The organism is Binatus sp. (SeqCode), assembly GCF_050013435.1.
Taxonomy (GTDB): domain Bacteria; phylum Desulfobacterota; class Binatia; order Binatales; family Binataceae; genus Binatus.
Genome location: NZ_JBEKFG010000012.1, coordinates 1 through 20,887, shown reverse-complemented (window position 1 = coordinate 20,887; position 20,887 = coordinate 1). Strand labels below are relative to the sequence as shown.

At 61.9% G+C, this 20,887-nt stretch carries 19 protein-coding genes and 1 tRNA gene; 16 read left to right on the top strand and 4 right to left on the bottom strand.

Annotated features, from left to right (window positions below; genetic code table 11):
- Positions 1 to 403 precede the first annotated feature (403 nt).
- From ABSB13_RS04065 to ABSB13_RS04055, 3 genes are all read left to right on the top strand, one after another.
- Complete coding sequence (locus ABSB13_RS04065; protein WP_428105700.1) at positions 404 to 682, top strand: hypothetical protein; 279 nt, start codon at positions 404 to 406, stop codon at positions 680 to 682.
- A 257-nt stretch (positions 683 to 939) separates the two neighbouring features.
- Complete coding sequence (locus ABSB13_RS04060; protein WP_428105699.1) at positions 940 to 1,491, top strand: hypothetical protein; 552 nt, start codon at positions 940 to 942, stop codon at positions 1,489 to 1,491.
- A gap of 369 nt (positions 1,492 to 1,860) precedes the next feature.
- Positions 1,861 to 2,565: a hypothetical protein gene (locus ABSB13_RS04055; RefSeq protein WP_428105697.1), complete on the top strand. Its 705-nt coding sequence runs from the start codon at positions 1,861 to 1,863 to the stop codon at positions 2,563 to 2,565.
- A 531-nt stretch (positions 2,566 to 3,096) separates the two neighbouring features.
- On the opposite strand, the gene ABSB13_RS04050 is transcribed toward ABSB13_RS04055, so the two are convergent.
- From ABSB13_RS04050 to ccrA, 3 genes are all read right to left on the bottom strand, one after another.
- Complete coding sequence (locus tag ABSB13_RS04050) at positions 3,097 to 4,095, bottom strand: LLM class F420-dependent oxidoreductase (RefSeq protein WP_428105695.1); 999 nt, start codon at positions 4,093 to 4,095, stop codon at positions 3,097 to 3,099.
- Between the two features lie 70 nt (positions 4,096 to 4,165).
- The gene (locus ABSB13_RS04045; protein ID WP_428105694.1) at positions 4,166 to 7,033 is read right to left on the bottom strand and encodes an FAD-binding and (Fe-S)-binding domain-containing protein; all 2,868 of its coding nucleotides are present in this window, start codon (positions 7,031 to 7,033) and stop codon (positions 4,166 to 4,168) included.
- 61 nt (positions 7,034 to 7,094) lie between these two features.
- Entirely contained in the window at positions 7,095 to 8,348 is a 1,254-nt protein-coding gene (gene ccrA, locus ABSB13_RS04040) for a crotonyl-CoA carboxylase/reductase (RefSeq protein WP_428105693.1), read from the bottom strand.
- A gap of 279 nt (positions 8,349 to 8,627) precedes the next feature.
- Here ccrA and ABSB13_RS04035 point away from each other — a divergent pair, with 279 nt between their 5' ends.
- From ABSB13_RS04035 to ABSB13_RS04020, 4 genes are all read left to right on the top strand, one after another.
- Complete coding sequence (locus tag ABSB13_RS04035) at positions 8,628 to 9,107, top strand: MaoC family dehydratase (RefSeq protein ID WP_428105691.1); 480 nt, start codon at positions 8,628 to 8,630, stop codon at positions 9,105 to 9,107.
- Positions 9,108 to 9,393: 286 nt separating this feature from the next.
- Positions 9,394 to 10,560 (top strand): acyl-CoA dehydrogenase family protein, encoded by a 1,167-nt coding sequence (locus tag ABSB13_RS04030; protein WP_428105690.1) that lies wholly within the window; start codon positions 9,394 to 9,396, stop codon positions 10,558 to 10,560.
- A gap of 4 nt (positions 10,561 to 10,564) precedes the next feature.
- Positions 10,565 to 11,047 (top strand): MaoC family dehydratase, encoded by a 483-nt coding sequence (locus tag ABSB13_RS04025; protein WP_428105688.1) that lies wholly within the window; start codon positions 10,565 to 10,567, stop codon positions 11,045 to 11,047.
- A 37-nt stretch (positions 11,048 to 11,084) separates the two neighbouring features.
- A complete protein-coding gene (locus tag ABSB13_RS04020) occupies positions 11,085 to 12,122 on the top strand; it encodes an HpcH/HpaI aldolase/citrate lyase family protein (RefSeq protein WP_428105687.1) in 1,038 nt (345 codons plus the stop codon).
- A 461-nt stretch (positions 12,123 to 12,583) separates the two neighbouring features.
- Here the strand turns inward: ABSB13_RS04020 and ABSB13_RS04015 are convergent, their stop codons facing one another.
- Positions 12,584 to 12,937: a hypothetical protein gene (locus ABSB13_RS04015; RefSeq protein WP_428105686.1), complete on the bottom strand. Its 354-nt coding sequence runs from the start codon at positions 12,935 to 12,937 to the stop codon at positions 12,584 to 12,586.
- Positions 12,938 to 13,037: 100 nt separating this feature from the next.
- On the opposite strand from ABSB13_RS04015, the gene ABSB13_RS04010 reads away from it, so the two are divergent.
- The 9 genes from ABSB13_RS04010 to ABSB13_RS03970 form a co-directional block, all read left to right on the top strand.
- Positions 13,038 to 13,115: transfer RNA gene (locus ABSB13_RS04010), tRNA-Asp, on the top strand.
- A 43-nt stretch (positions 13,116 to 13,158) separates the two neighbouring features.
- Positions 13,159 to 13,599, top strand: coding sequence for a 50S ribosomal protein L13 (gene rplM / locus ABSB13_RS04005; RefSeq protein ID WP_428105757.1), 441 nt, complete (start codon positions 13,159 to 13,161; stop codon positions 13,597 to 13,599).
- 37 nt (positions 13,600 to 13,636) lie between these two features.
- Entirely contained in the window at positions 13,637 to 14,035 is a 399-nt protein-coding gene (gene rpsI, locus ABSB13_RS04000; protein WP_331964960.1) for a 30S ribosomal protein S9, read from the top strand.
- 180 nt (positions 14,036 to 14,215) lie between these two features.
- Positions 14,216 to 15,046, top strand: coding sequence for a FecR family protein (locus tag ABSB13_RS03995; RefSeq protein ID WP_428105684.1), 831 nt, complete (start codon positions 14,216 to 14,218; stop codon positions 15,044 to 15,046).
- A 15-nt stretch (positions 15,047 to 15,061) separates the two neighbouring features.
- Positions 15,062 to 15,832 (top strand): hypothetical protein, encoded by a 771-nt coding sequence (locus ABSB13_RS03990; protein WP_428105683.1) that lies wholly within the window; start codon positions 15,062 to 15,064, stop codon positions 15,830 to 15,832.
- 124 nt (positions 15,833 to 15,956) lie between these two features.
- Positions 15,957 to 16,427: a hypothetical protein gene (locus tag ABSB13_RS03985; RefSeq protein WP_428105682.1), complete on the top strand. Its 471-nt coding sequence runs from the start codon at positions 15,957 to 15,959 to the stop codon at positions 16,425 to 16,427.
- A 645-nt stretch (positions 16,428 to 17,072) separates the two neighbouring features.
- Complete coding sequence (locus tag ABSB13_RS03980) at positions 17,073 to 19,298, top strand: CHASE2 domain-containing protein (RefSeq protein WP_428105680.1); 2,226 nt, start codon at positions 17,073 to 17,075, stop codon at positions 19,296 to 19,298.
- Between the two features lie 75 nt (positions 19,299 to 19,373).
- Entirely contained in the window at positions 19,374 to 20,429 is a 1,056-nt protein-coding gene (gene argC, locus ABSB13_RS03975; RefSeq protein ID WP_428105679.1) for an N-acetyl-gamma-glutamyl-phosphate reductase, read from the top strand.
- Between the two features lie 307 nt (positions 20,430 to 20,736).
- Positions 20,737 to 20,887 (top strand): efflux RND transporter permease subunit (locus tag ABSB13_RS03970; protein WP_428105755.1); only part of this gene is annotated, 151 nt, incomplete at its 3' end.

Here is a 20,887-nt window from a genome sequence, read left to right as displayed (position 1 = left end):
TGTCATTCTAGAGCGGAGTCTGCGTAGCGAAGAATCCCGGATCCGGGTTCCTTCGCTACGCTCAGGATGACTCAAAAAAAGTTCTAACAGGCCGGCAGGGGTGACCCCTGCACCCAGTATTAAGGCCGCCTGCCGTTGGCGGGCGCGGACCCTGCCTACTGCTTAATACTGCGCTGCCGCCGCGACGGCCAGGGCTCACCCCTGCGGTGCAGGCGTCATCTCTAGCCGTTGGCTCAGCCCTTTTATCGCGTAGTCGCGAAAAGATGCGCTGCGCAGATTTTCGCGTCCTCTCACTGGGTGCAGGGGTCACCCCTGCCGCCCACCGCGCAGGTGATTGCCCCTGCCTTGCCAATCGCGGCCGTACCTCGTAGCCTCTCACCGCAACCGCCGGTCCTGCTCTGCGATGCCGCTGCGAACGAAAATCGAATGCCCCAGTTGCGAGGCTGACGTAGTCGTCAAGCGGGGCGGCGTATGCCCCAAATGCGGCGCGTCCATCACCGAGCATGTCGCCCGGGTCCGCGCGCGCGAGCGGCGCATCGAGCAGGTCGTCGCCGTCATCGGCACCGTGCTCGTCGTGGGCCTGGTCGTCGTCACCAGCGGCGCGACCCTGCTCGAAGGAATCGCGGTGTACGCGGTCGTCGGCGCCGCCGTGTTCTACCTCGCGCGGCGCACCTTCGTCTGATTTTTCGTTTTTTCGTTTTCCACTTTTTGACTGGCTCGGGTCTGAACGTTTGTTTATTTTCCCGGCCGCTCGAACCTGAAGATGCGTTAAGCTATTCTCTCCGTTGACGTTTTGCGTTCCTTTATTCAGAATTGGTGCAACCCGAATTTGCCCATGGCGTACTTATAGCTGTGAAGATCAAGTGCGATACGGGAAGTTTTCCGAAACGAATCGATGGCATCGTTAATGCTCCCTCAGTGAGGTAGAGGTAACCGACAATGAAATCCAAACGAAGTCTGATGGTTGTGCTGGCTGGTCTGGCGATCCTTGCGGCGCCGATTACGGCGGCTGCGTTTGACAACGACAACCACGCCCCGAACGATTCGCGTCCGGCGCATGCGGCACATTCTGAAAATATGCCGGCGCACAATGGCCGTCCGGCTGACGTGAATGGCCATGAGTTCCACAACAACGCGGTGCCGGCTAATCGTGACTGGCACGACAATCACAACGAAGCGGCCCACGGCTATGGCGAACCCGGCTACCGTGGCCGTGGCTGGGGCGAACCCGGCTACCGTGGCCCCGGCTACGGCCCCGGCTACCGCGGCCCCGGCTACGGCCCCGGCTATGCGGAAGGCTATTGGACTCGTGGTTATCCTGTAGGGTCCCCCTATTATGGCGCGCCGATTTACACCATGGTGTCATCGAGGTGCAGGGCAGCGCAGAGCGTCGTGAACAACTATTATCGCGACCGGAACACCGGCCATCCCGCGGCCGCCGCTGATTTGCTCGCACGGAATCAATGGGCGTTCCATAGCGGATGCCGCTGATTGAGCGATTCGTCCGGCAACTGTGCATCTGATTCGGTCCTGACGACCAGCGCGCCCCGTCCCCTCCCGGCGGGGCGCGCCTTCGTCTGATTCTTCACTTTTCACTTTTCACTTTTAACTTTTCCACTGTTTCACGGGCTCGCGTCTGAACGTTTGTTTATTTCCCGGCGGCTCGAACCTGAACATGCGTTAAGCTGTTCTCTCCGTTGACGTTTTGCGTTTTTTATTTTCGAAATAGTGCAACCCTAATTTGCCGGCGGCGTACTTATAGCTGTGAAGACCAGGTGCGATACGGGAAATTTTCCGAAACGAATCGATGGCATCCTTGGCATCCTTAATGCTCCCTCAATCAGGTAGAGGTAACCGGCAATGAAATCCAAACGAAGTCTGATGGCTGTGATGGCTGGTCTCGCGATCCTTGCGGCGCCGATTACGGCGGCTGCCTTTGACAACCACGGCCATCACGATTCGCATGCGGCGGCGCATGCGTCACGTTCTTCAAATGCGCCGGCGCGCTCCTTCGCTCCAGCGCACAACAACGTGGCCCCGGCTGTGACTCGCCGTGAGTTCCGCGACAACGCGGTGGCTGCCAATCGTGACTGGCGCGCAAACCGCGCCTGGGCCGACGCTAACGCTTATCGCAACTATGGCCGCAACTACGGCAACCGCGGCTACTATGCGGCTCCTGGTTATGCTGCAGGGCCCGGATATTATGGCGCGCCGGGTTACGCGGGCGGATCTTCGGGGTGCGGACAAGCGCAGAGCGTCGTGAACAACTATTATCGCGACCGGAACACCGGCCATCCGGCGGCCGCCGCTGAGCTGCTGGCGCGGAATCAATGGGCGTTCCATAGCGGCTGTGCAGGCGCGGCGCCTTACGCCGGCGGGATGTTCCGTGGACTCGGTGGATACGGTGGAGCGCCCGCATACAACAACAACGGCGGCTACAACCGCGCCTACAACGGCGGATACAACGGCGGCGGATACAACGGCGGCGGATACAACGGCGGATACGGCCAGCCTTACGGCTCAGGCTCGGGGCTCGCGCCGCTGCTTCAGCAATTCATCCGGTAACTGTGCATCTGAATCGATTCTGACGACCAGCGCGCCCCGTCGCCTCCCGGCGGGGCGCGATTTTTTTCGCAGTGTCCATCAAACCGGGGCAAGTCCAGCCCGTGTCATTCTGAGCGAAACTTGCTGTGATTGAGCCGAAGCCCTGAGTGCCGCCGAAGGGGAAGAATCCCGGTTCCTTCCTTTTCTGTCATTCTAGAGCGGAGTCTGCGAAGCGAAGAATCCCGGATCCGGGTTCCTTCGCTACGCTCAGGATGACTCAAAAAAAGTCCTAACAGGCCGGCAGGGGTGACCCCTGCACCCAGTATTAAGGCCGCCCGCCGTTGGCGGGCGCGGACCCTGCCTACGGCTTAATACTGCGCTGCCGTCGCCACGGCCAGGGCTCAGCCCTGCCCATCGTGTAGTCGCGAAAAGATGCGTTGCGCAGATTTTCGCGTCTTCTCACTGGGTGCAGGGGTCAGCCCCTGCCGCCCACCGCGCAGGTGATTCTTCCTTCATGCCGCGCGCCTATGACGCAGGTGCTTTCCGCCGGCCCTAGACCGACGCCAGACGCTCCATCGCATGCAGTATCCGTGCGCGGCGCTCTTCCGGCGTCTTCGCGAACGACGCAAATTGCAGCGCCGTTGTCGTGATTCCCGCCCGCGCGTAGTCATCCAGCCGCCGCCGGCATTTCTCCGCCGTGCCGAACACGAAAATCTTCTCGACCATCTCGTCGGAAACCGCCTCCAGCGCTTTGCCCCGATCGCCGGCGTTCCACGCATCGATCGCAATCGTCGCTTCCTTGTCGTAGCCGATCTCGCGAAAGAACTTGTTGTACTGCGGCACCGTCACGTAGGCCGTCAGCGACCGCCGGAACAGGTTTCGCACGACGTCTTCGTCCTCATCCACCGCGGCGATTATTCTGCACACCACGTCCAGCCGCGCGGGATCTTTGCCCGCCGCGCGCATCCCCTCGCGCGTGTTTTCCAGCATCGGCCCGACCGTCTCGGGCGTGATGAAGTTGACGATCACGCCGTCGCCCAGCTCGCCCGCCAGCCGCAGCATCTTGGCGCCCTGCGCCCCGATATAGATTTTCGGCGGATTCGTAATCGGCAGATCGAGCCGGAAACCGTTTATCTTGACCATCTTGCCCGCCATCGTGACCTTCTCGCCGCGAAAAATTGCGCGCAACGCTTCCACCGTCTCGCGCATCATCGTAACCGGCTTGCGAAACGGCACGCCCATCCACTGCTCGACGATATTCGGCGTCGAGATTCCCAGCCCCAGGATAAAGCGGCCGCCCGCCAGCTCGTTGACTGTAACCGCCGACATCGCGATCAGCGGTGCCGGCCGCGTGAACACCGGGATGATCGCGCATCCCAAGCGAATCTGATGGCTTAGCATCGCCGCCGCCGCAATCGGCGCAAACCCGTCGCTCGAAAACGATTCATACGACCACGCGTCGGTGTAGCCGCATCGATCCGCGGTGCGCACCAGCTCGGGGAAATGCGCACCTCGAAACGGATCGAACGGAATGGTGATTCCCAGCCTCATCTTTCTGAACTCCTTAATCGCGCCAGACTATCGCAGCCGCCGGCATTTCGCCTACCGGCGCTTTCCCCTCTCATCCGCCGGCCGCCAGGTTCAGCACCTCCGCCAGATGCATCGGGCGCCGCGACGGACAGAAATGCCGAATCTGCGAGCGGCACGAGAACCCGTCGGCCACGATGATCGCCTCGGGTGGCGCCTTGTCGATCGCCGGAATCAAAACTCGCGCGCCGATCGCTTTCGATACCTCGAAATGCTCGCGGTCGTAGCCGAACGCTCCCGCCATCCCGCAACATCCCGCGTCGAGCACCTCTAGATGCGCGCCGGCCGCGCGTGACAGCAGCGCGACCTCGTCGCCGATTCCCGCGATGGCCTTCTGATGGCAATGCCCCTGCACGATTGTGCGCCTGCGCAGCTCCGGCGGCGCGAAATTATCCCCCTCGCGGACGAGCAGCTCGTCGAGCAGCAATGAATTCGCCGCCAGCGCGACGGCCCGCGCGTCGTCGGGGAACAACGACGGCAACTCGTCGCGAAAAGTCAGGATACAACTCGGCTCCAGCCCGACGATCGGAATACCCACCGCGACGAATGGATCGAGCGCTTCCATCACCTCTCTGAGGCGCGCCTTCGCCTGCTCCAGCATCCCCTGATCGTAGAGCGGGCGGCCGCAGCATAGCTGATGGCGCGGAACGATCACGCGAAATCCGGCCCGCTCCAGGACTTCCACCGCGGCGATCGCGACGTGCGGCTCGAAAAAGTTGTTGAAGGTGTCGGGAAACAGCACGACTTCGCGCCCGCCTGCTCTGGGAGCCGTCCTACGCTCGAACCATGAGCGGAAGGTCCGCCGCGCAAAACGCGGCAATTCACGCTCCGGATGAATCGCGAGCGCTTTTTTCATGACGCCGCCCACCATCGGCGCGTGCGCAAGGGCGTTGGCGATCGACGGCGCGTACGACGCAAGCCGCGCGACCTGGTTCAGCTTGCCGAGCAACGCCGACGCAAGCGGACGCCGGTGGCTCCGATAATAGTTGAAGAAAAATTCCGCGCGGTATGCCGCCATATCCACCGACGACGGACACTCGCTCTTGCATCCTTTGCACGACAGGCACAAATCCAGCGCGTCGCGCAGCGCCGGATCGGAGAAACCCTCGGGCAACAGCTCGGTGGTCAAAGCCTCGAACAGGATCCGCGCGCGTCCGCGCGTCGAATGGATTTCCTCGCGCGTCGCCATGTACGACGGGCACATCGTGCCCGCCTCGGTCTTCCGGCATTTCCCGATCCCGACGCATCTGAGCGCCGCGCCCGCCAGCCCGCCTTCGGCTCTGAAGTTGAAGTGCGTGGCGATTTCGCGCGGCTGATAGTTCGCACCCAGCTTCAGGTGCGAGTCGAGCGGATGCGGATCGACGATCACGCCCGGATTCATCATCGAATCGGGATCGAAGATTCGCTTGAAATCGCGGAACGCGTCGATCAGCTCGGGCCGAAACATCATCGGCAGCAACTCGGAGCGCGCCAGCCCGTCACCGTGCTCGCCCGAGAGCGAACCGCCCAGGCTCGCAACCAGTTCGCCGAGCGCGATCATCGTTGCACGGAACGTCGCGATTCCGGGCGCGCTGGCGAAATCGAAATTGACGCGCGCGTGAACGCATCCTTCGCCGAAATGTCCGTAGTAGGTTGCCACCCTGAGGCTGTGGCGGGTGAGGATGCGGTCGAAGCCGCGCAGAAACGCGCCGAGCCTGGCGGGAGGCACGGCAGAGTCTTCGGCGCCCGGCCAAGTGCGCGGGCGGCCCGGGATGAACGCGCTCGAGCCAAGCCCCGACTCGCGAATCTGCCAGACCGCGGCCTGCTCCCGCGCGTCGGCAAGGTAAGCGGCGCCGGTGCATTCGCGCACCCCGCGCGCTTGGGCGATCACGCGATCCGCGCGCTCGCGCGCTTCGTCCCGCGACGCGCCGCCCAGCTCGACGAGCAGAAAAGCGCGCCCGGCGGGCAGAAATCGCACGCCCGGCATCGCCTTGATGCGCGCGAACTCGGGAAGATTCTCATCGAAGCCTTCCAGCGCTTCGGGGCGATGCTCGAGCAGCCACGGCGTTTGATCCGCCGCGGTGAATACGTCGTCGAAGCCGAGCACGACCAGCCCAAGTTCGTTCGGGCGCGGCACGGCTCGTACCGTCGCGCGGATGACTGCGGCGAGCGTGCCCTCCGAGCCAACGATTGCGCGGGCAAGGTTGAAGCTCCGCTCCGGCATCAGCTCGTCGAGGTTGTAGCCCGAGACGCGGCGCGGAAGCTTGGGGAAATGAGTGCGCACGGAATCGGCGGATTGGTCGCGAAGCTCGCGGATGCGCGAGTAAAGCTCGCCTTCGCGGCCGCCGCGCGCGATTGCCGCGCCAATTTCCGCGTCGGTAATCGAACCTGTCAACGAGAGTTGCGTTCCGTCGTAGAGGACGACTTCCAGCGCCTCGACGTTATCGACGGTTTTGCCGTATGCTGCCGAATGCGCGCCGCATGAGTTGTTGCCAATCATCCCGCCGATGGTGCATCGATCTTTCGTCGATGGATCGGGCGCGAAGAACAGGCCGTGCGGCGCCAGCGCGGCGTTGAGATGGCTCTGGATCACGCCGGGTTCGACCCGTGCTACGCGCGCGCCGGGCTCAATGGCGATGACTCGATTCATGTACTTGGAGAAATCGAGCACGAGCGCGGCGTTGCACGCCTGGCCGGCGAGGCTGGTGCCGCCGCCGCGCGCGAGAATCGGCATCGAGTTTTCGCGTGCGATCGAAAGCGCCGCAATCACGTCGCCTTCGTGGCGCACAATCACCACGCCCACCGGCACCTGGCGATAGTTCGATGCGTCGGTCGCGTAGGCGGCGCGAGTGCCGGCGTCGAAGCGGACTTCGCCTTCGACCTGGCGGGCGAGTTCGAGCTTTAGCGAATCGAGCGAAACCATCGTCGTGGCCCGATTGTAGTCGAGGATCGGACGCGCGGAATAGCGCTCCGGTGAGTTTGCGTCAGTGCGGGAGATCTTTCAGGCCGGCGCTCGGTGCGCCGACCAGCGCCACCATCTTGCCCTCGGGCGCGCGATTTTCATGCATCGCCTGGTGGCATTCCGGAATCTCTTCGAAGCGGAAGGTCTTGGCGACGCACGGATCGATCTTGCCGTCGAGCACGAGCTGATTGAAGGCGTAGGCCTGCTCGTCGTTGGCGAAATGCGAGCCCTGCACGCGCTTCTGGCGCATCCACAAGTAGCGCAGGTCAATCACGGCGTTGTAGCCGGTGGTGCCGGCGCAGATCACGACCATTCCGCCGGTGTCGCAGACGAACACGGAAGTTGAAATGGTGTCTTCGCCGGGATGCTCGAATACGATGCGCGGATTTTTGCGCTCGCCGACGATGTCCCAGATGGCTTTGCCAAACCCGCGGCATTCCGCGGCCCACTTGTTGTACGCCGCGGTATCCTTCCAGTGCGGCATCATGCCCCAATGCAGGTGTTTTTTCCGATTGATGCAGCCCCTGGCGCCGAGCCTGACGCAGAAATCAATTTTGCGATCGTCGCTGACGATGCCGACCGGAATTCCGCCTTCGGCCTTGACGATCTGAATCGCCATGCATCCCAGGCCGCCCGACGCGCCCCAAATGAGGACCACGTCGCCGCGGCGCACGACGTGCGGCGGCCATCCCATCAGCATCCGGTACGCGGTTGCGCCCACCAGGGTCGGCCCAGCGGCTTCTTCCCAGGTGAGATGCGTGGCCTTGGGCATGCACTGATGCGCCTGCACGCGGGCGAACTGTGCGAAGCTTCCCCAGTTGGTTTCGTAACCCCAAATCTTGAACGACGGGTCGTACATCGGATCGTCGCCGTTGCGCGCCGCGGGCGAGTCGCGATCCCAGACGCCGCAATGCATCACGACGCGGTCGCCGACCTTGACGTTGTGCACGTCGTGGCCGACGGCATAGACGATTCCCGAGGCGTCGCTGCCGCCGATATGAAAATCCGAATGATCGTACTTGGCTTTCTGACGCGCGGCGATGACGTTCAGCGGCGAGCCCAGCGCAGCCCACACATTGTTGAAGTTCACACCCGCCGCCATCACGTAAACCAGCACTTCGTCGGCGCGGATTTCCGGCACGGCGATCTTCTCGACCTTGAATGCGTGCCTGGGGTCGCCGAATCGCTCCGCGCGGATTACCTGCGCGTACATCTGTTTGGGCACGTGCCCGATGGGGGGCACCTCGCCGATCTCGTAAATTTCCTTACGGCTCATTTCAATTTTTCGTTGTTTACCACCGGGGCGCTACCGCGCGACGGGCGGCGGCACCGGCCGGCTTGCCAAGTCCTGATTCGAGGTTTCGTTCAAAAACGGGCGCCGGAATTAGCTACCGGTTTCCCTCAGATAAGACAATACTTATCCTTCACGGGTTAGGGAACGGAGCGATCGCGCCGGAGGTTGGTTGACGCACAACCATTAATTCCATAAAAAACTGACTCGGCTTCAGAACATTTCGCGATTCAACGATCACAGGAAGAAGGCATCCTGACTCACATGGCAGTGCGCAGAATCGAGCGTGGTCACTACTTCGAGGACTTCGAGGTCGGCCATCTTTTCAAGCATCATTGGGGACGCACGATCACCGAGGGCGACAACAGTTTCTTCTCGAGCGTCACGATGAACTTCAACCCGAGCTACTTCAATCGCGAGTACGCGCAGAGCCTGGGCTACAAGAACGTGGTCGTAAATCACATGCTGGTGATGAACGTGGTGTTCGGGCTTTCGGTCGAGGACCTGAGCGAGCGCGCGATAGCCCATCTCGGCTACGAGAAAATGAAGTGGCACGAGACGGTCTATCCCGGCGACACGATTACCTCCGAGTCGATCGTGCTCTCCAAGCGCGACACTTCGCGGCCCGATCGCGGCGTGGTCAAGTTCCGGACCACCGGCTACAACCAACGCGGCGAAAAGGTGCTCGAGTACGAGCGGCCGGTGCTGATTCGCAAACGCCTTTTCGGGGGCCGCGACGCTTGAGATGCTTTTTCAGGGGCCGCGACGCTTGAGATGGATGAGCCGGGGTGCTCGGCCACGTGACGCGTTTCAGGATGCTTGAGATGTTACCTGGGTACTCGGTGACGTGATGCTTTTGCCATTTGCGGGACACGATGCCTTTTCAGGGGCCGCGACGCTTGAGATGGATGAGCCGGGGTGCTCGGCCACGTGACGCGTTTTCAGGATGCTTGAGATGTATGAGCCAGGGTACTCGGTGACGTGACGCTTTTGCTATTTGCGGGACACGACACCAGGAGCAAAGCACAAGATGCCTCTGATCACGCCTGAGCATGAATTTATCCGGCGCTCGGTCCGCGAGTTCGTCGAGGCCGAGATCAAGCCCATCGCCAACGACCTCGATCGTCAGAACAAGGAAATCCCCGAGCACATCCTCAAGCAGATGGCCGAGCTGGGCTACTTCGGGGTGATCTTTCCCGCCGAAGAAGGCGGCATGGGGCTGGATTACATCTCGATGGCGATCGTCACCGAGGAGTTGTCGCGCGGATGGCTCAGCGTGGGCTCGGTGATGACGCGCAACATCATCACCGGCACTCTGATCAGCGCCCACGGCACGCCCGAGCAGAAAAAGAAATTCCTGCCGGCGATCGCGCGCGGCGAGCTTATGACCGCGGCCGCATTCACCGAACCCGATTCGGGCAGCGACACGGCGTCGTTCAAAACGCGGGCGGTCAAACAGGGCGACGGCTATCTGATCAATGGCGCGAAGATGTGGTGCACGTTCGCCAATCGCGCGCAGATGCTGACCGTGATGACGCGCACCGACCCCGACATGTCGAAGCGGCACAAGGGACTGTCGCTGATCCTGTTCGAGAAGCAGCCGGGCGACGACTTCATGCCGCCGACATTGACCGGCTCGCCGATTCCCACCGTCGGCTACCACGGGATGCGCAGTTACTCGCTGCAGTTCGAGGACGCATACGCACCCGCCGCGAATCTGATCGGCGGGCAGGAAGGGCGCGGATTCTACCAATTGATGGCGAGTTACGAGGCGGCGCGAATCCAGACTGCGGCGCGCGGCGTCGGCGTGGCGCAGGCGGCGTTCGAATGCGCGGTCAAGTATGCGAAGGACCGCAAGCAGTTCGGCCAGCCGATCGGCGACTTCCAGGTGATCAGGCATAAGCTGGCGCACATGGCGGTCGAGATCGAAGCCGCGCGGCAGCTTTGCTACTTCGCCGCCGGCGAAAAAGACACCGGCAAGCGATGCGACTACGAGGCCGGACTGGCCAAGGCGTTTGCCGCCGAGATGGCCGAGCGGGTCACGCGCGAGGCGATGCAGGTGCATGGCGGCTACGGATACTCGATGGAGTTCGAGGCGCAGCGCTTCTGGCGCGACGCGCGGGTGCTGTCGATCTTCGAGGGCACCAGCGAGATCCAGTACGAGGTCATCGGCCGGCGTATCATGGAGCAGAACTGACGCAATGAGCATCACCAACGACGGCAGCTACTTCGAGGATTTTACGGTCGGCGACACGCTGGTCCATCAGCGCGGCCGCACGATCACGGAGGCCGACAATCACATCTTCACCTCGCTGGTGATGAACACGGCCGAGCTGCACTTCAACCAGGACCTGATCGACAGGAATCCGGGCGCCTACGTCGGCGGCAAGCTGCTGGTGTACGGCGGGGTGGTGCTGGCGTTCACGGTCGGGCTGGCGTCGGAGGACACCAGCGAGAACGCGATCGCCGAAGTCGAGATGGACAACGGCAAGCATACCAACCCGGTGTTTCACGGCGACACGATTTACGCCGAATCGACGGTGCTGGAGAAGCGCGATGCGGACCGGTCCGACGCGGGACTGGTGAAGTTCAAACTGATTGGCAAGAAACCCGACGGCACCGTGGTCGTCGAAATCGAGCGCACGGTTCTTATCAAGCGCAAGCTGCACTACCTTCAGCCCTGAGCGGGCGAAGTGAAATTCTCCAGGAGAGAATCAATCGATGTACGTATTGGATAAAGGCGCACGTTTCGTAATTCCGCGCACCGAGCTGACCTATCCGGGTCACAACATGAAGCTGCACGTCACGGCCGCCGACGCGGTGAAAGCGCCGGTCGACCACGTGATGGCGGACTTCGAAGACGCGTGCCCATATGAGTTCAAGGGCGACAAGAGCCGCAAAGTGATGGTCGAGGCGTTCAACACGCTCGACTTCGGCAAGAAGGTCGTCACGGTGCGGCCCAACAATATCCATTCGAAGTTCTTCAAGGGCGACATGGAGGCCATCGTGCTCGGCGCGCCCAATCGCTTCCACGGCATCATGCTGCCGAAGACGCGCGGGCCCGAGGAAATTCGCGAGGTGTCGAAGCTGCTCGACGATCTCGAAAAGCGCGGCGGATGGAACTACCGGCTTCAGATCGAGTCGCTGATCGAGACGCCGCACGCGCTGATCAAGGCGTACGAAATCGCGACCGCGTCGGATCGGATGTGCGGGCTGGTGTTCGGCATCGCCGACTTCGCCGCAAATCTCGGCATCCGCGAGATCGTCGAGAATCAGAATCAGAATTTTCACTACTCGAAGCAGGCGGTGGTGGTCGCGGCCAAGGCCGCCGGGCTGCACGCGATCGACAACGTCTATCTGCGGCTGTGGCGCAACACGGATTCGCCCGAGCGCGTCAAGGAACTGCAGGCGGCCTTGCGCGAGAAGAACGTCGGCGCCGCGAACCTCGGGATGGATGGCACCTGGGTGATACATCCGCAGCAGGCGGAGATCGCCAACGCGTGCTATACGCCGAGCGTCGATCAGGTCGAGGAGGCGCGCCGCGTGATCAAGCTCTACCACGAGAAGGGGGGAGGCTCGATGGCCGATCCGAAATCGGGCGAGATGATCGACGAGGCGACGATCAAAATCGGCCTGATGGACCTCGCCAAGGGTGCGCAGGCCGGGATGGTGTCGGACGCGGAGCTTCGGGATTGGTCGGCGAAGAGCCGCGAGATCACCGGCTACGACATCCTGGAGTTGATGCGCCGGGTCGCGTAGGCGTCGCGGCGGCGGAGAATGCCGGGATTTCGTCTTTCTGGTCTGCTGTTTCCTGCGCAATTCCGCAGGTTCAATTTGGCTGGAAAGCGCAATTTATACCATTAGTTGTGGTCTGGTGACGGATATACCACAAGGGCTAGCTTTGTTCCGTCAGAATTAACTTTCGCGGAAGGGGACGCTGCCAGATGTCGAGTCGTGCGGAGAACTGCGTGCGGGGATCTCGCCTGAGTGTTGACCATAGCGATTGCCTAGCACACCGCGGGCAGCGCGGGCAGGCTGAATAGTTCATCCCTGAACAGGGGTGACCCCTGTACCCAGTATTAAGGCCGCGCTCCGTTGTCGCGCGCGCGTTGCGACGCCCCTTGGCAAGGGAGGGCGGAACCGGTACCGGCTTCGCTGGCGCGAAGCTGTCCGAGATCCTTCGCTGCGCTCGCGTTGCTCGCTTCGCTCAGGATGACAGACTAGGCGGTCGCGTTGCTCGCTTCGTTCAGGATGACAGACTTGGCGATCGCGTTGCTCGTTTCGTTCAGGATGACAGACTTGGCGATCGCGTTGCTCGTTTCGTTCAGGATGACGGCCGCGATGGCGGCTGGCGTGAGCAATCGGGTATGGTCGGTCGAGGAGTTAATCGGAACCGCGCTTTCTTGAGCGCCTCGACAATGATGAACCTCCACCCGATAGATTTCAGTCACGACTTTCTTTTTTTGGCGCTGGTCTTGCTCGTACCGGCGTCTGCGGAGTTTTTGAGATATGAGGGGTGGACTAAGCTGGCGACGATGCTGTACTTCGGATTTGGCGCAGCGTTGATTTGGCAAATAGTTGCAATTTTTCGGCGGCGTTCAAATTAGGGCACTGCGCGCGGGCGACGCGTTGTTGCTACGCGGGCTGGAAAATGTAACAACAGATGGTTCGGGCGGGGTCGTAGTTCAGCCCGGTTAGAACGCCGGCCTGTCACGTCGGAAGTCGTGGGTTCAAATCCCATCGGCCCCGCCAAAATTAACGTTTTTTCTTTTTTACCAGGTGTACGAACTTGAAGCTGACTGAACAAACCCGAAGCATCTCGCGCGAGAATGGGCTGCGCGATCGCAACTGGGTGGTGATCGATGCAAGCGAGCGGGCGCTGGGACGAGTGGCGTCGCGCGCGGCAAGCCTGCTGACCGGCAAGACCCGGCCCGATTACACTCCCAACCAGGATACCGGCGATTTCGTCGTTATCATCAACGCCGCCAAGGTTCGCCTGACGGGATCGAAATCGCTGAGCAAGCTGTACCATCGCCATACGGAATGGCCGGGCGGAATCCGCACGACGTCGGCGGGCAAGATGCTCGAAGCCAAGCCCGAGCGGCTGCTCGAGATTGCGGTGAAGGGGATGCTGCCGAAGAATCGACTCGGCCATCAGATTTTCAATAAGCTCAAGGTTTATCGCGGCGCCGAGCATCCGCACGCCGCGCAGAAGCCCAAAACCGTGAGCGTCTAAACAGGTCCGTGAGCGTCTAACAAGGCACGATTGTCAAATGGCAGAAAAGAAAAACATCATCTGGACTACGGGGCGGCGCAAGACCGCGGTGGCGCGCGTCAGAATGCTGCCCGGCAGCGGCACGATCACGATTAACGAGCGCACGCTCGAGGACTACTTCCCGCGCCCGACGTCGCGAATGCGGATTCTGGAGCCGTTCGAGGCCACCGAGACCGTGGGGCAGTACGATGTGCTGGTGAACGTCGAGGGCGGCGGAATCGCGGCGCAGGCCGACGCGGTCCGTCACGGGATTTCGCGCGCGCTGGTCAGCGCGACCGAGACGCTGCGGCCGACGCTGCGCAAGGGCGGGATGCTGACGCGCGATCCACGCGAGGTCGAGCGCAAGAAGTACGGGCGTCACAAGGCGCGCAAGCGGCCGCAATACTCCAAACGTTAGGGACCGTCGAGCCGAATCCGCGGGCAGGCGCCCAGGATTCAGCTTGAGATGACCGGGGCGTGAGCGATGCTCGCGCCCTATTCATTTGCGCTGATGTGAAAAATACTTACGTGGAGCGGTTGACTTACCATTGCAAGGACAAATACAAAAGGAGCGCTAGCGGTAAAGGAGCGCGATTAGATGCGTCGAAACCGAAATCATTATAGCGCCGTGTTGAGTGCCGAGCTTTTGCTCATAAGCGCGCTGGTGCTTGTGGTATCCGGACCGGCGCTGGCGCAGACGGCAGCGGGTTCCTTCTCTTCGGTGAGCGGTCAAGTGCAGATTCAGCGCACCGGGGCCACAATCGGAGCTGCGTCAGGAGTTGGGGTCGATGTGGGCGATCGAATCGTGACCGGCGCCAGCGGGCACGCGGTTATCGTGCTCAACGATCAGAGCCGGCTCGAGCTGGGACCCGCCAGCAGCATCACGCTCGACGAGTTCACGATTACCGGCGGAACCACTTCGACCCGCGTGGGGTTGGTTTCGGGAGTCCTGCGGTCGCTGGTAAACGCCTCATCGGGCGGTGCACCGGCAAATTACCAGGTGCATACTCCCAACGCGGTTGCGGCAGTGCGAGGCACAAGGTTCGATACCGCATACAGCGAAAATGTAATCAGGCCCGGCTATAAGGGATGCGATCGATATACTGACGTCTCCGTCTATCAAGGGACCGTCAACCTGGCGTCCTTGGCGGCTCCCAACGCGGGCCAGAATATCGGCTCGGGCTACGAGGCGACGGTGCCGTGCAACCAAACTCCGACGACTGCCGGACCGCTTTCGATGACCGGGGCAGTGTCGCTCGACAGCGCGAACGCGGGTGGCACTGGCGGCGGTGGCGTCGGGTTCACGGGAACCTCGCCGGGATCGAGCGGTGCACCGGCGCCGGCATGTCCGCCGGTGACCTGTTTCGCATGTGCGATTTCAGTGGGTCATCCGCCACCGCCGACGGGCGTAGGCCTGGGAGCTCGATAGAGGAGGAGGTCAGACGTGGCGAAGAATCGGATTTCCCGCGTTAGCATGATGGTCGCGTTCGCAGTGGTATTGAGCGCGCTCACGATCGCGCCGGCAGCGCATGCGCAATGGTTTGACGACACGTATCCGGGGTTCTTTTCCCTGCAGACGCCCGGACTGGTCCAGGCGACCGCCTTTGGCGGCGGCTACGTCAGCGACAAATATGCCGTCCTTCAGGAGGGCACGCAGGTCGAGCAAAGCGTCACGCCGTACATCGGGGTCTTCGGCCGCGCGACCGGCTACCAACTGTGGATCGGCGGCGGCTTCGAGAGTCCGCTTGCGCCGTCCAGCGGCAGTTATCCGCGCCTCAACTTCGGACGCTTTCAGGGCGGCCTCGATTTCACGCTGTTCCCCGGTACGCATCTTTACGTCTCGGGCGGCCACGACGTTGCGGATAGCGACGCCTTCGTGGTCGAGGGCGATTTCTCCAGCTGGATATGTCTGCACAGTCAGCATCCGCTCAACGCATCTTTCAGCTCGATGCATGATTTCCAGAATGGCGTGACCAGCACCGAATTCGATCTGCAGGCAATCCTGCTCTCGACCGAAAAGTACATGGTCCTGGGCGGCGTCGGCGGCGCGATGTACAACGGCGGCTTCCTGGCCGCCTCGCAGGGCCAGGGTGGACCGGATGTCGGCTTCTATTACCGGCCGTGGAAGTTTGGCGTGAGCGCGCAGGTCGGCTATGGCAACGCTCATCAATACGGCCAGATCAGCATGTACAAGCAGCTCAGCTGGTTAGAGTAAGCGATTATTCAGCCAGTCGATCTCGTTAAGCGGTGAATTCAGCCTTTGCGCCCGCGTCTAAGGCGCGTCTTTCGGAGGGTTCATGAAGGCGAGAGTGATCAGGAAGGCGAGAGTTATCAGTCTGATGGCGACCGCTTCCATGCTGCTGGTCCTATTGGGACGCGGGAGCCCGCAAATCGCCGGCGCGGCCGCCGGCCCGACTTGCCCGAGTCCTGCGCCGAGCTGTACCACGAGCGGTACGCTGTCGAATTTTTATTCCGGCACTTACGGTTGCACCCTGATTACGACCAATTCGACTGGCGGGGTCCAGGTACAGTTACTCACGATCACCTCCGACGGCGCCGGCAACATCTCAGGGCAGGCGGCGGTCAACAACAACAACCCTTCAGGGACCACGTTTTCCGGGTTCACCGCCTTGACTACAGGCGCAACTTACTGCCTGAACACCGACAATACCGGCTATATTTTTCTGGCTGGCGGCGGATGCCCATTGGCGCTGGTGATCGATTATTATAGTGAGGAAGTCCGCCTCATCGATACAACCGAAAATCAGGCCGGCGCCATGACCTGCCGCACCCAATCGGGGGGCGGTTAGCGCAACGAGCACTATCAAGTGATGCGCGCAATCATCGCCGGATTCGTCGCCGGTTGCGCGGTGCTGGCGCTGAGGCTTGTGTTCATTTCGTGCGACGGTGTCTGACGTGCAGGGGCGTCCTTTAGCTGTAGGAAGATATCCGGGAAGAGCCTGACTGAGATGCGCCAGAGTGCGACCTTAACCGCAATTTGCATACTTGGTGCGCTTTTTTCTTTGCTTATCCAGGCGTGCGATCCCTGCGCTAGCTGCGGCCCGGCGACACACAAACACACTCCAACCGCGACCGCGACGCCAACCACCTCTGCATCCCCAACTCGAACGGCGACGGCTACCCAAACCGCGACTCCAACAGCCACTGCGACTGCCACGCAGACCCCGACCCCGACCGCGACCGCAACCCGTACGGCGACACCGACACCGACCCCGACTGCAACCGCGACGGCAACCGCGACCTCGACGCCGACCGCGACCGCGACTGCCACAGCGACACCGACCGCGACACCGACCGCAACCGCTACCCCGCGAGCCAATCTTATCGACTACATGCCCGTCCTTGAGTAGGTCAAACCACGCCGCGGGAGGCGGCGTGGGCAAGCGCGGTTAGCGGCGCCCGCGCCGTCGAGCTAAACTCGAATATCGGCAACGATGGCGAGCGCAAAACCGTCACACACGGCTCTCAGGTTCTCGTGGCGCACTTTCCTGTTCGGGATCGTGCTGCTGGGGTTGATGTTCGCCGCCCACTACCGCTTCCATGGCGCATTCGAGCGGATGGATCTGATCGCGTACGACCTTCGAATCAATACCATCGCTCCGCATCCGTCCTCGGGCGCAATCGCGATCGCCGCGGTCGATGACCGGAGTATCGCGCAGCTTGGGCAATGGCCGTGGCCGCGATTCGTGCTCGCCCGGCTGGTCGATGCGCTCAAGGACTACAAGGTCAACGTAATAGGATTCGACGCGATCTTCAGCGAACCCGACAAGAGCGATGTAACGCGCGGCGAAATAGGCGAAAAGCTGGCGGGACTTGGCCTCAAGCACGATGCGATTGGCGAGGTTCTGGGTCCCGGCAACGACCAGGCATTTGCCACCGCGATGAAATCTCACGGCCTGACCGTGTTTGGCTACCCGTTCGAGAGCCACCAGTTCCAAGGTCATTCGGGAAGCGTCAAAACGGCTGGGTTCCTCGACAAGATTCGACCGCCCGGGCCGCTCGGTTACGGAATCGTGCGGCAGGCTCCGGGCAAATCGCCGAATTTGATCGAGGCTTATGGGTATTCGCCGCCAATTCCGCTGCTTAACGATGCCGCCCATTCGATCGGATACTTTGACGTTGACGCGGACGCCGACGGTGAAATTCGCGGCGAGATGACGGTAATCCAATTCGACGGCCGCTACTGTGCGCCGTTGTTTATCGCCGTCGCCGACGCGTATGCGGGCGGCGCGTCAATGGTATTGGGACTCGATCCCAACGGCGTGTCGGCAGTCTCGGTGGCCGGTGTGCAAATACCGGTCGATGACACCGGCCGGATGCTGGTGAATTTCCGGCGCGGCGCCCATCCATTCCCGCACTACTCCATCTCGGACATCATCAATCACAGGATTGCGCCTGACAAACTGGCGGGAAAGATTGTCCTGGTTGGCGCAACCGCTCACGGACTGGGCGATCGCGGTGTAACTCCCGTCGATGGCGACATGGCACGCGTCGAGATCCACGCCAACGCGATCGACAACATGATTCAGGGCGACTTCATTCGCCGCCCGATCGAGGCTCAGGAAATAGCTCTTGTCGCCACGCTCCTGATCGGCATTCTGATGTCGGTTGGCGTCGCGTGGCTGTCCGCGCTGTCGTCGGCGGCGTTGGGCGTGATTTTGCTGGTCGGCTACTACGCTTACGCTCAGATGCGGCTGTTGCACGACGGCCTGGTCATCGGGGTCGTTTTCCCCCTGCTCACCGCGGTTCTCATGTACATGGTTCTGGCCGGATATCGGTACATCACCGAAGGACGCGAAAAACGCCACTTGCGCGTCGCCTTCGAGCATTACTTGAACCCCGACGTGATCACGTCGGTGCTGGATTCGCCCCAGGGTTTGAAACTCGGCGGTGAGCGGCGTCATCTCGCGATTCTCTTCGCCGATATCGTCAGCTTCACCAAACGCGCCGAGCGCACCGAGCCCGAAGATCTGGTCGCGCTGCTGAACACCTACATGACCTCGATGATCGACGTAATCTTCAAGACCGGCGGAGTCGTGGACAAGTTGATGGGCGACGGAATCATGGCGTTCTGGGGCGCGCCCAACGACCTGGAGAATCCCTCGCGCTCAGCGATCGATTGCGCGCTCAAGATGCTCGAGAATCTCCGCGGGCTCCAGAAAAACGATCCGCGCTTCGTTGACCTCGACATCGGCATCGGCATTTCGACCGGCGACGTCGTGGTCGGCAACTTTGGCGGCGAAAACCGCTTCGACTATTCCGTCATCGGCGACACGGTCAACTTTGCCTCGCGGCTGGAGGGACTGACCCGTCATTTCAAGGTGCACCTGCTGGTCAGCCGCGTGACCTACACCGAAGCCGGCGCCGGTTTCATCGGGCGCGAGCTCGGACTGGTGAAGGTCAAGGGAAAAGAGCTGCTGGTGCCGATCGTCGACGTAGCCGGGCGTGACAACGACAGCGTCGATCCTTCGTTTTATAGCCACTTTGGCGACGCGCTGACGATGATTCGCGCGGGCGATATATTGTCCGCGCGGGCGGAACTCGAGCGGCTTGGCGAGGCGCGCCCGGATGACACTCCGGTGCGGATTTACCTGGACAAACTCGCGGCCGACCCCGAACATCCGCCCGCCGACATGGTCTTCGAGTTCGAAACCAAGTAACTGGCTCGGCGTGAGCAATCATGCTAGGTGAGTGGCTTCGACGGCAATTCGCAAAGGAGCACTGAGATTCGCCAAGTGGTTACGCACGACAAGGTCAAGGTGGCCGTGGTCGGCGCCTCGGGATACTCGGGTATCGAGGCGGTCCGCATCCTCGCCAGCCATCCGTTCGTCGAGCTGAGCGTGCTCACTTCCGAGCATTACGCCGGGCGCGAGGTCGCCGACGTTTACCGGCACATGGCCGGCGTCGACTTGCCGCCGTTTGAGGAATTGCGCCCCGACCTGGTCCAGGACCGCGCCGAGGTCGTGCTCTCGTGCCTGCCCGAGACGGTTGGCACCGCGCATACCGCTGAACTGATCAAGGCCGGCCTCAAGGTAGTGGACCTGTCGGCGGATTTCCGATTCAAGGATGCGGCGCAGTTCCGCGCCACTTACGGCATCGAACATCCCGCGCCGCAACTTCTCGCGGAGGCGGTTTACGGGCTAAGCGAATTCCATCGGCATGAGCTTCGCGAGGCGCGCCTGGTCGCGACGCCCGGATGCTTTCCGACCGGCGCGCTGCTCGCGCTGCTGCCGCTTATCAGGCGCGACTTGATCGAGCCGTCGTCGATAATCATCGACGCGAAGTCGGGCACCACCGGCGCGCGCCGGGCTGCGTCCATCGAGCAGCTGTTCGCCGAAGTCAACGAGAATTTCCGCGCCTACAAGGTTGGCAACCATCGCCACGTCCCCGAGATGGAGCAGGAAATCTCCGCCGCGCTCGGCCGCGACATCGCGCTGCTGTTCGTGCCGCATCTGCTGCCGATCACCCGTGGTCTGCTCAGCTCGATCTTTATGCGCCCGCGCTCCGGCACGACCGAGAGCGACGTTCACGCCGCCTTTGAGGCCAGCTTTGCCAAGTCGCGGTTCGTGCGAATCCTCAAACCGGGAGAACTTCCCGAGCTGCGCAACGTGCGCGCCACCAATTTCTGCGAGTTGGCGTTCATCCTCGATCGACGCAGCGAAACCCTGCTCGTGATAACCGCGATCGACAACCTCGGCAAAGGCGCCTCGGGTCAGGCGATCCAGAACATGAACCTGATGCTCGGCTACGACGAGGCTGCCGGCCTGCTCGCCGCCGCCCCCGTCCCCTAAAGCGCGCCCCGTCCACGCGATTGTTTCCCCCCTTACCCTTCTAACAGAGCGAAGGCCATATCTTTCTCTTAACATTGGGTGCAGGGGTCAGCCCTGGCCGTGGCGACGGCAGCGCAGTATTAAGCCGTTGGCAGGGGTCGCGCCCGCCAACGGCGGGCGGCCTTAATACCGGGTGCAGGGGTCACCTCTGCAAACTTGCCTTGCTGGCCCCCGTCTCATATTTTGAAAACCGCACTCGCTGATTATGTGTTATCATTGCCGTTTGCCACGACCGCGAACTTAGCTACGGTCTCCGGCACACCTTATTATGTGGATCGTCCGCCTTGCGCTTCGCCGGCCGCTTTCCGTCGCGGTGATGGCGCTGCTGATGCTCGTCCTCGGCGTGCTCAGCTTCGGCCTCATGAACGTGGACATCTTCCCGTCGATCGATCTGCCGGTCGTCATGGTGGTCTGGAATT

Bases quoted from the DNA above. Each gene is read 5' to 3' on its own strand.
- ABSB13_RS04065 (WP_428105700.1), top strand. From the start codon at position 404: ATGCCGCTGCGAACGAAAATCGAATGCCCCAGTTGCGAGGCTGACGTA.
- ABSB13_RS04060 (WP_428105699.1), top strand. From the start codon at position 940: ATGAAATCCAAACGAAGTCTGATGGTTGTGCTGGCTGGTCTGGCGATC.
- ABSB13_RS04055 (WP_428105697.1), top strand. From the start codon at position 1,861: ATGAAATCCAAACGAAGTCTGATGGCTGTGATGGCTGGTCTCGCGATC.
- ABSB13_RS04050 (WP_428105695.1), bottom strand. From the start codon at position 4,095: ATGAGGCTGGGAATCACCATTCCGTTCGATCCGTTTCGAGGTGCGCAT.
- ABSB13_RS04045 (WP_428105694.1), bottom strand. From the start codon at position 7,033: ATGGTTTCGCTCGATTCGCTAAAGCTCGAACTCGCCCGCCAGGTCGAA.
- ccrA (WP_428105693.1), bottom strand. From the start codon at position 8,348: ATGAGCCGTAAGGAAATTTACGAGATCGGCGAGGTGCCCCCCATCGGG.
- ABSB13_RS04035 (WP_428105691.1), top strand. From the start codon at position 8,628: ATGGCAGTGCGCAGAATCGAGCGTGGTCACTACTTCGAGGACTTCGAG.
- ABSB13_RS04030 (WP_428105690.1), top strand. From the start codon at position 9,394: ATGCCTCTGATCACGCCTGAGCATGAATTTATCCGGCGCTCGGTCCGC.
- ABSB13_RS04025 (WP_428105688.1), top strand. From the start codon at position 10,565: ATGAGCATCACCAACGACGGCAGCTACTTCGAGGATTTTACGGTCGGC.
- ABSB13_RS04020 (WP_428105687.1), top strand. From the start codon at position 11,085: ATGTACGTATTGGATAAAGGCGCACGTTTCGTAATTCCGCGCACCGAG.
- rpsI (WP_331964960.1), top strand. From the start codon at position 13,637: ATGGCAGAAAAGAAAAACATCATCTGGACTACGGGGCGGCGCAAGACC.
- ABSB13_RS03995 (WP_428105684.1), top strand. From the start codon at position 14,216: ATGCGTCGAAACCGAAATCATTATAGCGCCGTGTTGAGTGCCGAGCTT.
- ABSB13_RS03985 (WP_428105682.1), top strand. From the start codon at position 15,957: ATGGCGACCGCTTCCATGCTGCTGGTCCTATTGGGACGCGGGAGCCCG.
- ABSB13_RS03980 (WP_428105680.1), top strand. From the start codon at position 17,073: ATGGCGAGCGCAAAACCGTCACACACGGCTCTCAGGTTCTCGTGGCGC.